We start from the raw sequence: 12,442 nt of genomic DNA, 5'->3' as shown, positions 1-12,442 counted from the left end.
CGCTAGTTGACACTCAATTTCAGTTACAAGATTACTTTCCTTTGTTCTTTTGCCTTGATGCTAAAGAACCAAAAGATCAAAACGATTTATAAGGAAATTGCTGCGCACCATTCGCCAATACATAATTGATTTTAGTTTTTAAAGACGTTTACGTATTCAATCCTTAATTGAACTGTTCTACTTTGTCCTTAGCTCATTATTTCTGAAAATCGTTGATTCCGACCACTGTCGGAACGCCAAGTAGTAAGAATGGTTCGGGTTTCAATTTATAAAAACTAAAAAAATGATGGTTCGGCTTCTTTTAAATTGAATGATTTAAGATGAATTTCTACTGGTATTGCTATTACCAAATTAATGAACGGGTTACAATTTTCTTAAATATCTTGATTTGTTCGGCATCTTTAACATCCGGTTCTTCTCCTGTTTTCGGCTTTGAAACACCCAAATTCAAAAAAAATCTTATAATTTGTAAGTCAGCGATTCGTAATCTGTAATTTCAGGAATTATATTTAAAGCATGTAGTTGCTTTTGAGTATCCATAACAGTTTGTTTGTCTATGAGTTCTTGAGACCATTCGGTTAAGCCTAACCATTCCTGTACGTCATCTAATTCTTGTTTATAGCGATTAGCAATGGTTTTATCAATGCTAGGGATGTCTTTAAACTCGGAACTTGTGTTATTAATAATTTCTAATATAGTTTCTAAATCTGGTTTATTATTTGCTATAAAATTTTCTCTTACAGCGATAACAAAACAAGGCCACGGGGATGGACAATTACCGATACGCCTAAACGTACCATCATCAACCAAAGGTTTTGTTGTGAATTTTTCCCAAAGAAAATAATCGGCAGTTCCATTGGTTAAGCCTTCGACAGCGCCATCTAAATCTTTTATGACTTCAAAACCTAAATCGGTTTCTAAATTCCAATCATTATTTTGTGCATTAATATAGGCCATTAAATGAGATCCAGAGCCATAGCGGCTAATAGCGGCCTTAGTTCCTTTTAAATCGTTAATGGTTTCATAGGGCGAATCGTTAGCCACATGGATACCCCAAATTAAAGGGGTTTGGACGAATGTTTGAACGATTTTACTAGGGTTGCCATCTATAATATCCTTAATGATGCCTTCAGTCAAAATTACAGCCATATCAATTTCACCCTTACGAAGTGCTTTATTCATCGCGCCCGTACCTCCTGGGTAATCATGCCATCTCAGGTTTATGTCTTGGTTTTTATACTCTTGGTTCTTTAAAGTCAGGTACCATGCTAAATTAAAATGTTCTGGAACACCACCAATATTTACTGTCTTCATGTCATTTAATCGGTATTAGTCTGCAATCTTATTTAGCGTATATGTAATCAAATTTTCCACAGTTTGTTTTGGATCTGAACTAAAATTGCCTGTTGCTCGGTTAGCAATAATAGCATTTAATGATAAAGCCTGATGACCTAAGAGTTTAGATAGACCATAGATGGCAGATGTTTCCATTTCTAAATTGGTAATACGTTCCCCTTGATAACTAAAACTGTCAATTTTTTTATTTAAAAGCGGATCTTGTAAAGGTAGGCGCAAGACACGACCTTGAGGCCCATAAAAACCACCTGCCGTTATGGTTATGCCTTTGTGTGTTTTATTACTCTCAAACTTCCGTTCTAGATTTGAACTGTTTTTTATAACAATAGGCCTTCCTTTTTTTGAATCCCAATTAGTAGCATCTATAAAGGCATTTTCAATAGCCTTATTACATATGGTATCTATTTGATAGGCATGAAGCATCGCATTAACATCTAGGCCATAAGTGCTTAATAAAAAGGAGTCTACAGGGATATTCTTTTGCAGTGATCCAGAAGTGCCAATTCTTATAATATCAAGACTAGTCAAGTTTTTCTTAATGGTTCTGGTTTCAAAATCGATATTAACAAGAGCGTCTAGCTCAGTCATTACAATATCGATATTGTCAGGACCAATACCTGTCGAAATAACCGTAATACGTTTCCCTTTGTAAGTTCCTGTATGGGTTTTAAATTCGCGTTTTTGTGTTTCAAATTCTATGGTATCAAAATGACGTGACACTTTAGCAACACGATCTTGATCACCCACAAAAATGACAGTATTGGCAATATGCTCTGGTTTTAAATTTAGATGGTAGATGCTACCGTCTGGATTTAAAATGAGTTCTGATTCTTTAATAGGCATTTAATATAGATTTGATGAGTTTATTTTTTTCTTTGCTGAATTGAAAACCGACCTTTTTGACACCACCGAAAATCATATCATTATGAAATTCAGCAGACACATTATGTAACCCTAGGAGCGCCTCATGACCTTTCCTGTTCAAGGTTAGGCTCTGCTCTGTTTCGGTAAAAAACACACTCAAATTATCAATCATTCTTGATAATTGCAAATCGCCATACCCATAATAACCTTGATAGTTTAGGGCGTAGCCCAATAAATGATGTCTAGATGTGATAGCACTATCTTTAACTATTTTAAGAATATTTGTTTCCAATATATTGAGTCCCGTCTTAGAATCTGGAAAGCGTTCAAGGTGTGCTTTTAAGCAATTGCTCAAGTATTTAAATGATGAGCTTTGCATTATTAATGGTTTAAAGAGGTTGTGATCAATGCCACAATAAATACGCCAGACATTTTTAGCTAAACTGATATCGTCTTCAGTCAGTCTCACTTTGCTGTTATAGTGATTTTCAAGTTGGTCCTGTGATAAATCTGACAATCCTTTTAAGTTTTTACTTCCTACAGTTCTTCCGCTGCAAACCAATGAGATAGGTAGCTTTATTTTTTTTTGATGAATTAAAGTGATAACAGCTACCATATTAATATGACAAAATAAATCATATTCAAACCAAAGAACGATTTCTGAGTAGTGTTCTGGATGATTGAGCTTATCTATTTCTTGCTTTATCTTCGTGACATCCAATTCAATATCATAATAGCTACTGAAAAAGGATTTTCTAAGATCTAGAAATTTATTAGTGTAAATATATTCTAATGTCGGCCCCTCACAAAGCATTTCTTCCCAAGTCAGGATTTCACCTGGAAAGTCTAAATCCCTTAAACAGCTTGTCAAGCTATCGCCATTGGTAATATGCAGTATTTGCTTATCCATAAATTAACCTCCTACGCGCTTTACATTAAACCCTTTGGCTTTCAACATGACCATAATTCGATCCCGATAATCGCCTTGAATGATGATTTTTTCATTCTTAAAGCTACCTCCAACACTAAGCTTTACTTTAATTTCTTTAGCTAATGCTTTAAAGTCCTCGGTGGCACCAGTATAACCTTCTAAAATGGTAATAGGCTTTCCTTTACGTTTTTCGTATTTGCAAAGTATAGGCTCGTCTTGCAACCATATCTCTGAGGGCGCCGCCTTATTTACAACGGGTTCTTCAACATGTTCTGGAAACAAATTTTTAAGCTGATCCTGTAAGTCCATGATCGCTTATTTTTTAATAAGACCTAGTTCTATAAGGCGTTCTGTTAAAAACTCACCAGCGGTAATATCATCAAATTCCTTTGGGTGATTTTCATCAATACACCCTTCTAACACATCTAATTTCATATCGCTAATGGGGTGCATAAAGAATGGAATGGAATATCTAGAAGTGCCCCGAAGTTCTTTTGGTGGGTTAATAACACGGTGTATGGTCGATTTTAATTTATTGTTAGTGTGCCTTGATAGCATATCTCCCACATTAATCATGAGCTCGTCGGGTTCAGCAATGGCATCAATCCATTCCCCTTTGTGGTTTTGCACTTGTAGACCTCGACCTTGAGCTCCCATAAGCAAGGTTATTAAATTAATATCGCCATGTGCCGCAGCACGAACAGCTTCTTTAGGTTCTTCCTGAATAGGCGGGTAGTGAATGGGCCTTAATATCGAATTACCATTTAAAATGTATTCATCAAAATATGTTTCTTCTAAATCCAAATGCAACGCTAAGGCGCGCAATACATATTTAGCCGTTTTTTCAAGCATTCTATATGCTTCCTTACCAATTTTATTAAAGTCTGGTAATTCTTCAACAGCAACATTATTTGGATATTCAGCTTCGAGTTTTGGGTTGTCTTCAACATACTGTCCAAAATGCCAAAACTCTTTTAAATCGCCTTCTTTTTTACCTTTAGCGCTTTCTTTGCCAAAAGAGACATAACCACGTTGACCTCCAATTCCAGGGATTTCATACTTCTGTTTTGTTTCCGTTGGCAGACTAAAAAAGTTTTTTATTTCTTTATATAGATTGTCCACTAAAGCGTCGTCCAAGAAGTGCCCTTTTAATGCTACAAACCCTATCTCTTCATAAGCCTTTCCAATCGCGTCTACAAATTGTTGTTTTTTCTCAGGGTCGCCAGAAATAAAATCTTTTAAATCAACTGATGGTATAATATTCATTAGGAAAATAATTAATGTAAGTATTACAAATGTACAAAAAGATTGCAAAAATTTGAGAATGAAATTTGCATAACTTTTTTAGTGTTATTCCTATTTTATGGTATATTTGAATAAGTTATATACCCAATTTATGAGTAAGGAATCTGCCACTTTGAATATGAATTATCACACTGATAATCTTGATGATAGCGTGATTTTAACATTGTACAAAAACATGCTTAAGCCAAGAATGGTTGAAGAAAAAATGTTGATTCTATTGCGTCAAGGAAAAATAAGCAAGTGGTTTTCTGGTATTGGACAAGAAGCTATTGCGGTAGGTGTTACCATGGCATTACAAGCAGATGAGTATATTTTACCAATGCATAGAAATTTAGGCGTTTTTACAACACGTGAGATTCCATTATACAGATTATTTGGGCAATGGCAGGGTAAAGCGTCTGGATTCACTAAGGGTAGAGATCGATCTTTTCATTTTGGAACTCAAGATTATTCTATTGTCGGAATGATTTCCCATTTAGGGCCACAATTAGGAGTTGCCGATGGTATTGCTTTAGCTCATAAATTAAGAAACGAAAATAAAGTCACCGCTGTTTTTACAGGAGAAGGCGGGACTAGCGAAGGCGATTTTCATGAGGCCTTAAATGTGGCTTCGGTATGGCAGTTGCCCGTGCTGTTTTGTGTGGAAAATAATGGTTATGGTTTGTCAACGCCGACTACCGAACAATACAATTGCAAAGACATTGCCGATCGTGCTTTAGGCTACGGTATGGAGGCTCATATTATAGATGGTAATAATATAGTTGAAGTTTATACTAAATTGAGCGCCATTGCCGATAGTGTTAGAGAAAATCCCAGACCCATTTTATTAGAGTTTAAAACTTTTAGAATGCGCGGTCATGAAGAGGCTAGTGGCACAAAATACGTTCCACAGGAGCTCATGGATACTTGGGCAGCCAAGGATCCTGTTATAAATTTCCAATCCTTTTTAAAGGATAAAAATCTATTATCAGAGGAAATGGAAGTCTCCATAAAACAAGCTATCATCAGTGAAATTAATGAACATTTAGATATCGCCTTCAATGAAGACCTTGTTATTGCAGATGTGAATATTGAATTGAATGATGTCTATAAACCATTTGAATATCATGCGATAACTCCTAATTCCGAAAAGAAAGAACAACGTTTTATCGATGCCATTTCAGATGGTCTAAAACAAAGTATGGAGCGACATGATGATTTGGTTATCATGGGCCAGGATATTGCAGAATACGGTGGTGCTTTTAAAATAACCGATGGATTTGTTGAAGCCTTTGGAAAAGCCCGTGTTAGAAATACGCCCATTTGTGAATCGGCCATTGTAGAAGCAGGAATGGGACTTTCGATTGCCGGTATGAAGAGTGTTGTAGAAATGCAATTTGCAGATTTCGTGACTTCAGGATTTAATCCGGTTGTGAATTATTTGGCAAAATCATTTTACCGATGGAATCAACATGCCGATGTGGTGCTTAGAATGCCTTGTGGGGGTGGGGTGGCTGCAGGACCATTTCATTCGCAAACCAACGAAGCTTGGTTTACTAAAACTCCAGGGCTAAAGGTTGTATATCCGGCATTTCCTTACGATGCTAAGGGCTTACTGGCCACCGCTATTAACGACCCTAATCCCGTTTTGTTTTTTGAGCATAAAGCCTTGTACCGAAGTATGCGCCAAGAGGTTCCTACAGATTATTATACCTTACCATTTGGTGAAGCGGCTATGTTGCGGACAGGTTCTCAAGTGACTATCATTACATATGGAGCAGCCGTTCATTGGGCTTTGGAAACCTTGGAAGCTAATGCGGCTATTGAAGCCGATTTAATAGATTTAAGAACATTACAACCACTTGATGTAGAAACTATTTATGCTTCTGTAAGAAAAACGGGGAAAGCTATTGTTTATCACGAGGACTCACTTTTTGGCGGTATTGCTAGTGATATTTCGGCTTTAATCATGGAAAATTGTTTTGAATTTTTAGACGCTCCCGTAAAACGTGTTGCCAGTATGGAAACTCCAATTCCTTTTGCGAAACAACTTGAAGACCAGTATTTACCCAAAAATAGATTTGAACACGATTTAAAAGCACTGCTCGAATATTAGTTAAATCCAGCCGTTCTATTTTTAGACTCCCGAAATTTAGTTTATGAGATTATGAAACTAATTCAGAATTGATATTTTAATTCCATTATTGTCCGATTAAAAATAGTTCATTTAAAGAAAACCTTTGTGAACACAGGGTTTTCAAGGCTTATAAAAAAGAGGGGCTTGCTTTTTGCGATTACTGAAAAATTTTATTTTTTAGAAAGTTATGAATTTAAAGATTACTGTTTATCAATTAGTTACAATCAAGTCTTTGTTCTTGGTTCTAACAGCAAAGCGGTCTTGATTCTTTAATTTGGACAATAATGTTTTAATTCATTTAATCTAGTGTTGCTGCTACTGCTTGAACCTCATCTAAAACACGGAGTAAATTACCGCTCCATAGTTTGCTAATGTCATCTTCAGTATAACCACGTTTCACTAATTCTATAGTAACGTTTAGTGTTTCAGAGGCATCATTCCATCCTTTAATTCCGCCACCACCATCAAAATCGCTACTAATACCTACATGCTGAATGCCTATTTTTTCCACTAAATAATCAATATGGTCTACAAAATCTGTAACGCTCACTTCAGGCGGTAAATTCCCAGAATGCATTGCTTTTTTATCAGCTATTGTAGTAATATCATTTCTTATTTTATAAAAGGCTTCCTTTTCATCATTGCTCAATGTTTTGAGTTCGTCATACTCATACCAGGTGACACCCATGGAACCTGCAACTTCGCTTCTATAAGCTTTGAGCTTATCATTTCTAGCCTTGTACTTTTCGGTATTTAAATAACCTTGAAAGGCAACGGTTTGCACGACGCCGCCATTGTTTTTTAGCCATTGTAATTGCTCATCATCTAAATTTCTACTGTGATTACATAAGGCTCTTGCCGAAGAGTGCGAAGCAATTATTGGCGCTTTAGTCAATTCAATCATTTGCCTCATGGCTGCTTTAGATGGATGGGAAACATCTATCATCATACCCAATCGGTTCATTTCTTTAATAACGTCTTTTCCCAAATCACTTAAACCATTGTGCAACCAAACACCGTCCGCTTCACCCGTATTACTATCACTTAATTGACTGTGCCCATTGTGCGCCAAGGACATATAGCGACCTCCCATATTATAAAACTTTTCCACGTTATTGATATCTGTTCCAATGGGATATCCGTTTTCAATACCAATCATGGCCACCTTTTTACCAGAAGCATGAATTCGCCTCAAATCCTTAGATGTAAGTGCCAATGCTATTTGATTTGGTGCTATGTCTTCGACTAATCTGTGTATAGCTTCAAACTTCGATATGGCATTATCCAAAGCCTTTTTATAGCCGGCATCACTAAGGGCGTCTTGCCCAGTATAAACTATAAACCATGCCACATCCAATCCGCCAGCTTCCATTTTAGGTAAGGTGATTTGTGACTCTAAATCTTGTGTATAATTTAAAGTATCAGTAAAATTGCGTACGTCAATATCGCAATGTGTATCTAAAGTAATAACACGTTTATGAATGGCTTTGGCCTTTTTAATAAGGGCTATGGAATCTTTGTTTATCATAGATGGTTCACTGTTTTTTTTCACATCTTCTTTACAGGAAAAAAGGCTGATTAAAATAAATACAGAAAGGTAGCGATACTTCATTTTTAGATGGTGTTTGGTTGAATTTGTTGTGAAGATACAAAAACGAATAATCAAGAGCCCTTAAAAAATATTGTATATTTAAGTGATGAAGATTAAACTATTAGCCTTATTTTTTTTGATTTTTGGCTGCGATTCAAACGAAGTAAAAGATACTTTTGAAGACCAATATATTTGGGATTCTATGCACGTGACCGCAACGGCTTACAACTCATTAGCATATCAAACCAGTTCAGATCCACATATCACGGCATGGGGCGATAGTATTAGACCTGGTTTAAAGTATATTGCGGTGTCTAGGGATTTGCTGAAAAGCGGACTTAAATACAACACGCCCGTAAAAATTGAAGGTTTTGATGGGGTCTATTTTGTAAAAGATAAAATGCACTACCGTTGGCGCAAACGCATTGATATCTATATGGGACTCAATGTTAAGGCGGCTAAAGCGTGGGGCAGAAGAAAAGTGTGTATAGATTATGGCATTGCGAAAACCGACTAACTATTTGGTTTCTGCTTCAGATAATATAAAAGGATAGGCTTTTTTGAGTGCTGACAATTGTTCAGAATTTAAATCTTCAAAAGTTTTTTCGTATACATTCACACTGTAAGTTGCCCTTAATTCAAAATATGCTGTGGTTAATTTGTCTTGAACTGCTATAAATGTATTATAGCTGGTTTGCTCACCATTTTGCAATGAGATTACTGCTTTTTTAGGATTATCTGATGCTTTTTCTGATTTTGATCCGTTACAATAGTTACAACTACTATCACCATTATTATCAATAAAATCTTTGACAATATTTTTAAGGTCATCAATGGTAACTAAATGGTTATCACGACTCGTGATAATCATTTTTATCCAAAGTAAATCGTTATCCAAAGTGCAATCATGAACATCTTTGATAGTCAGTGTTTTAACTTGTTTACTTTTTAAAACAGCTTTGGATAACGATATTGATTATTTGTTAAAATTCCTTAACCATTCCCTAAGTTTCGAGTCCTTTTCCCAGATAGCTTCGTTTACTTGATCTGGTATAATATTAACGTAAGCGGCTTCCAATGCCTCACGTTTTTGTTTTGAATCAGCTCTAGCATAAACTTCAGTAGTCTGGATGGATACATGTCCCAAGATATCACGTATGTATACCAGATTTATCCCGGATTGCAAAAGGTGCATTGCCTTACTGTGACGCAACGTATGTGGGCTCATTTTTTCAGGTATCAGATCAGGCCTCAGTACCCGGGCATTCTGAACATAAATATTCAGGATATAGGTCACCCCTGAGTTGGTCAGCCTTTCGCCCCTATTGTTAGCAAACAAGGGGCGTTGGTTGTATGCCAGATTATCAAGGCGATTTTCCTTTATATAAGCTATCAGCAGGTTTACCTGTTCATTCTGCATCGGAACGATTCTTTTTTTGCTGCCTTTTCCCAAAAGGGTAACATAATATGGTTTGATCAAATGCAAGGATGTCGGGGTTAGGTCTATGAGTTCATGCACCCTTGCCCCGCTATCATAAAGCAATGCCAGCAGCGTTAAGTTCCGCCGCCCTGCTTTGGTGTTGATCGGTATTTGTTCCAGCAAGAATTTGATGCCTTCAACGCTCAGGCAATTAACAGCACTTCTTTTCCCCTGCTTCTTGACTTTGATGGACAGGATGTCCTGCCATTGCTCAAGACGTTTGACATCTTCATATTGCATATATCTAAAAAATGAATGCAAAGCGGCCAATCGCTGGTTTCGGGTCGAGTGGGAGCATTTCCGGATTTTCTCTAGCCAGTCAAGGAAGCCAAGGACGGTTTCCCTGTTAAAATGGTTGAGGGTCAACCTGTCCGCTGCTTTAGCCCTGACCTTATCCATATAGGTGAGTACAAGGGTAAAGGTTTCACTGTACGATCTTATCGTATGGGAGCTTGCCCCCCTTTCACCAACAAGATATTCCGAGAAGAACCTTGTCAGGTATTTTGCAAAATCAGTGGTTGTTTCCATAATCGATGTCTATTTTGATTTGGTTGGGGAACACAAAGGAAGTAATCGGGTTTTCCATTTTGATGATTTCTGGATAAATATCCTGTGTCATCCTAACATATTTTTCGGTCCCTTTTATGGACTTATGCCCCAGGAAAGTAGATAGGATCGGGAGCGCACAATAAGTGTCCATTCCACTTTTCACCATTTTTTCAAGGGAGTGAACCGCACAAGTATGCCGGATATCATGTATACGGGGCCCTTGCAGCTTCCCTATATGTGGTATCCCACACTGTTTTAGCACCTTTTTGAACCACCTGTATGAAGTCTTATTTGTAAACGCTTTTCCATTGGCTTTCACAAAGAAAAAATGCTCCTTGTCCGCCAGGCCTTCAACCGGCATACGATCCCTATATCCCTCGTATTGCTTCATTACTTCCTTCAGGGATGGGTTTATTGGAATCATTCGTTGCAACTTGTTTTTTGTTTTTCTTATAATGACCCAGTGATTCTGGTAATCGATATCCTTATTCTTAATAGATAGGGCTTCACTGATCCTTGTTCCTGTACTGTAGAGGAAGCGTATTAAGGCAGGTACGGCAACAAGGGCTGTGTCCATATTGCCACAGAACAGGGACAATCTATTACATTCCCGGAAAATACATTTCATCTGCTCATGAGTAAAAACATAGGGGATAAAGTCCAGCTCCTTTCTCTTGGGAAGCCGTGGGATGTAGCATTCATGACCAAGATGGCACATATACTTGCAGAACTGCGACAAGACGGAGTATTTGTCATACAGCGTCCGGGGTTTATCGTTTACCCGGGTTGCCCTCCAAGCTGCAATCTGTTCACTGCTTATGTAGGTCGCTGTGGCTCTGGATTTCAGGAAGAACCTGTCAAGATCTAAAAAGATACGCTCGAACTTGTAAAGCCCATACCCCATGGCATCCTTCATCTTCAGGAAGCTATCAAAATAGGGGGCAAACACGCTTTCATATTTAAGTTGCCTATCCATAAAAAACACCTCCTTTCTGCTCATAAAAATTTATGGGTACCAGGGGTACATCAAGCGCGCACTGCATAAGACTGTTTATATCTATGCGTAAATAGTTCATGGTGGCCTGCGTGTCGGAGTGTCCGAGTGTTTCGGATATAACCGGGAGCGAAGTTCCATTACGTAATAGCTGACTGGCCAAGGTGTGCCGCATGGCATGAGGGCCGAACTTACGGCCTTTGATGTCAACGCCAGATGCTTTTATTGTTCTACTTACCGCTCCACTGATGACCATACTGTTCACGGGGCGGTAGGGGGCAATGGCAGTCAGGAACACTTGCTGAAAATCGGATATTGGTCTTCCAAACTTCAGGTAGTTGATAATGGCTCCGCCCACATCGGCCAAAAGCGGGAGCTCTATTATTTTCTTTGTCTTGCACTGCACCAGGGATATGAGATTGTGTTCCCAATCCAAATTCCCAAAGGTCAGCCCCGCTATGTCCGAAGAGCGGAGGCCAAGCCGTGTGGCCAGAATGAGCATTGCATAATCACGTTTGCCCACCGCACTGGATTGCTCTACCGTATTTTCGATATGTCTTATCTCATCGGCATTATAGACTGAGGGCAGTTTTTCACGCAACCGATAATTGTTTCTTCCGATGACGTATTCCACATTTCTGTCAATGTATTTATGTTGATACAAGAACCGGCAGAATAGTCGGATAGTACTTAGGTACCTGTCCTTGCAATTCTGGACTGATGATATGAAGGCAAGAACATCCTCTTCACCAATAGCTGAAACTTGGTCTATCGACCTTAATGTAAGATGGGTAATAAAGTAACTCAAAATACGACGGTGGTTATTAAGAGTAGGTTTGCAGCGACGGAGCCTTTCTTGGGATACTATAAACTCCAGGGCAACTTCCCCTAGTTTACCTGGCAACTCGTGATGCACGTAGCGTATACTTCTTTTCCTGATTTTTCCATAAAAGAGAAAGTCATCCAGTACGTGCACACTGCGGCGGATTGCCCGCATATGTGAGTCGCTCATTGACGGGATACTGCTTAAAAATTTTTTGCCAATTCCAGCATGGTAGTTTGCCAAAAAGTTTTTATCCATGTACTGCTCAATTCCATTACGCCACAACCGATGGTAGTCTTTGATCCGTGGCTCACCATAGCCTTCCTTCCTGAGGTAAGCTACACAATCCCTGATCAGGGATTTGATTTCATTTTCTGTGTCCATTTGTTATTTTTTTAGTGGAATGCACCATTGCATTCATTTGGAAATAACA

The 12,442-nt window shown here is 38.1% G+C and carries 12 protein-coding genes; 2 read left to right on the top strand and 10 right to left on the bottom strand.

Features of this window, described 5'->3' with window-relative positions; all coding sequences use genetic code 11:
• Positions 1–459 precede the first annotated feature (459 nt).
• The 5 genes from FAF07_RS16640 to FAF07_RS16620 are packed head-to-tail and all read right to left on the bottom strand — an operon-like array spanning position 460 to position 4,417.
• Positions 460–1,314 (bottom strand): substrate-binding domain-containing protein, encoded by an 855-nt coding sequence (locus FAF07_RS16640; protein WP_142786177.1) that lies wholly within the window; start codon positions 1,312–1,314, stop codon positions 460–462.
• 15 nt (positions 1,315–1,329) lie between these two features.
• Positions 1,330–2,199: a nucleoside phosphorylase gene (locus tag FAF07_RS16635; protein WP_142786176.1), complete on the bottom strand. Its 870-nt coding sequence runs from the start codon at positions 2,197–2,199 to the stop codon at positions 1,330–1,332.
• A complete protein-coding gene (locus FAF07_RS16630; protein WP_142786175.1) occupies positions 2,189–3,130 on the bottom strand; it encodes a DUF1835 domain-containing protein in 942 nt (313 codons plus the stop codon). The genes FAF07_RS16635 and FAF07_RS16630 overlap by 11 nt, the downstream gene beginning before the upstream one ends.
• Before the next feature lie 3 nt (positions 3,131–3,133).
• Positions 3,134–3,460 carry a translation initiation factor gene (locus tag FAF07_RS16625; protein ID WP_142786174.1) on the bottom strand — a complete coding sequence of 109 codons (327 nt, stop codon included), beginning with the start codon at positions 3,458–3,460 and terminating at the stop codon, positions 3,134–3,136.
• A gap of 6 nt (positions 3,461–3,466) precedes the next feature.
• Positions 3,467–4,417 (bottom strand): isopenicillin N synthase family dioxygenase, encoded by a 951-nt coding sequence (locus FAF07_RS16620; protein WP_142786173.1) that lies wholly within the window; start codon positions 4,415–4,417, stop codon positions 3,467–3,469.
• A 157-nt stretch (positions 4,418–4,574) separates the two neighbouring features.
• Between FAF07_RS16620 and FAF07_RS16615 the strand changes: the two genes are divergently transcribed.
• A complete protein-coding gene (locus tag FAF07_RS16615) occupies positions 4,575–6,551 on the top strand; it encodes an alpha-ketoacid dehydrogenase subunit alpha/beta (RefSeq protein ID WP_394344978.1) in 1,977 nt (658 codons plus the stop codon).
• A gap of 319 nt (positions 6,552–6,870) precedes the next feature.
• Here the strand turns inward: FAF07_RS16615 and FAF07_RS16610 are convergent, their stop codons facing one another.
• On the bottom strand, positions 6,871–8,184 hold the full coding sequence (locus FAF07_RS16610) for a dipeptidase (RefSeq protein WP_142786171.1): 1,314 nt from the start codon (positions 8,182–8,184) through the stop codon (positions 6,871–6,873).
• Positions 8,185–8,269: 85 nt separating this feature from the next.
• Here FAF07_RS16610 and FAF07_RS16605 point away from each other — a divergent pair, with 85 nt between their 5' ends.
• Entirely contained in the window at positions 8,270–8,680 is a 411-nt protein-coding gene (locus FAF07_RS16605) for a 3D domain-containing protein (protein WP_246067728.1), read from the top strand.
• On the opposite strand, the gene FAF07_RS16600 is transcribed toward FAF07_RS16605, so the two are convergent.
• The 4 genes from FAF07_RS16600 to FAF07_RS16585 all read right to left on the bottom strand — a co-directional run bounded on the left by FAF07_RS16600 (position 8,681) and on the right by FAF07_RS16585 (position 12,393).
• Positions 8,681–9,034 carry a hypothetical protein gene (locus tag FAF07_RS16600; RefSeq protein ID WP_185956469.1) on the bottom strand — a complete coding sequence of 118 codons (354 nt, stop codon included), beginning with the start codon at positions 9,032–9,034 and terminating at the stop codon, positions 8,681–8,683. It abuts the gene before it with no gap.
• 105 nt (positions 9,035–9,139) lie between these two features.
• A complete protein-coding gene (locus FAF07_RS16595) occupies positions 9,140–10,171 on the bottom strand; it encodes a tyrosine-type recombinase/integrase (RefSeq protein ID WP_142786169.1) in 1,032 nt (343 codons plus the stop codon).
• Positions 10,155–11,192 carry a tyrosine-type recombinase/integrase gene (locus tag FAF07_RS16590; RefSeq protein WP_142786168.1) on the bottom strand — a complete coding sequence of 346 codons (1,038 nt, stop codon included), beginning with the start codon at positions 11,190–11,192 and terminating at the stop codon, positions 10,155–10,157. The genes FAF07_RS16595 and FAF07_RS16590 overlap by 17 nt, the downstream gene beginning before the upstream one ends.
• Positions 11,161–12,393 (bottom strand): site-specific integrase, encoded by a 1,233-nt coding sequence (locus FAF07_RS16585; protein WP_142786167.1) that lies wholly within the window; start codon positions 12,391–12,393, stop codon positions 11,161–11,163. The genes FAF07_RS16590 and FAF07_RS16585 overlap by 32 nt, the downstream gene beginning before the upstream one ends.
• Positions 12,394–12,442: the final 49 nt, after the last annotated feature.

The sequence above is a fragment of the Changchengzhania lutea genome, from assembly GCF_006974145.1.
Lineage (GTDB): Bacteria > Bacteroidota > Bacteroidia > Flavobacteriales > Flavobacteriaceae > Changchengzhania > Changchengzhania lutea.
This window is presented reverse-complemented; position numbering and strand designations above follow the sequence as displayed.

Bases quoted from the DNA above. Each gene is read 5' to 3' on its own strand.
- FAF07_RS16625 (WP_142786174.1), bottom strand. From the start codon at position 3,460: ATGGACTTACAGGATCAGCTTAAAAATTTGTTTCCAGAACATGTTGAA.
- FAF07_RS16585 (WP_142786167.1), bottom strand. From the start codon at position 12,393: ATGGACACAGAAAATGAAATCAAATCCCTGATCAGGGATTGTGTAGCT.
- FAF07_RS16640 (WP_142786177.1), bottom strand. From the start codon at position 1,314: ATGAAGACAGTAAATATTGGTGGTGTTCCAGAACATTTTAATTTAGCA.
- FAF07_RS16620 (WP_142786173.1), bottom strand. From the start codon at position 4,417: ATGAATATTATACCATCAGTTGATTTAAAAGATTTTATTTCTGGCGAC.
- FAF07_RS16605 (WP_246067728.1), top strand. From the start codon at position 8,270: ATGAAGATTAAACTATTAGCCTTATTTTTTTTGATTTTTGGCTGCGAT.
- FAF07_RS16615 (WP_394344978.1), top strand. From the start codon at position 4,575: ATGAATTATCACACTGATAATCTTGATGATAGCGTGATTTTAACATTG.
- FAF07_RS16610 (WP_142786171.1), bottom strand. From the start codon at position 8,184: ATGAAGTATCGCTACCTTTCTGTATTTATTTTAATCAGCCTTTTTTCC.
- FAF07_RS16595 (WP_142786169.1), bottom strand. From the start codon at position 10,171: ATGGAAACAACCACTGATTTTGCAAAATACCTGACAAGGTTCTTCTCG.
- FAF07_RS16590 (WP_142786168.1), bottom strand. From the start codon at position 11,192: ATGAGCAGAAAGGAGGTGTTTTTTATGGATAGGCAACTTAAATATGAA.
- FAF07_RS16630 (WP_142786175.1), bottom strand. From the start codon at position 3,130: ATGGATAAGCAAATACTGCATATTACCAATGGCGATAGCTTGACAAGC.
- FAF07_RS16600 (WP_185956469.1), bottom strand. From the start codon at position 9,034: ATGATTATCACGAGTCGTGATAACCATTTAGTTACCATTGATGACCTT.
- FAF07_RS16635 (WP_142786176.1), bottom strand. From the start codon at position 2,199: ATGCCTATTAAAGAATCAGAACTCATTTTAAATCCAGACGGTAGCATC.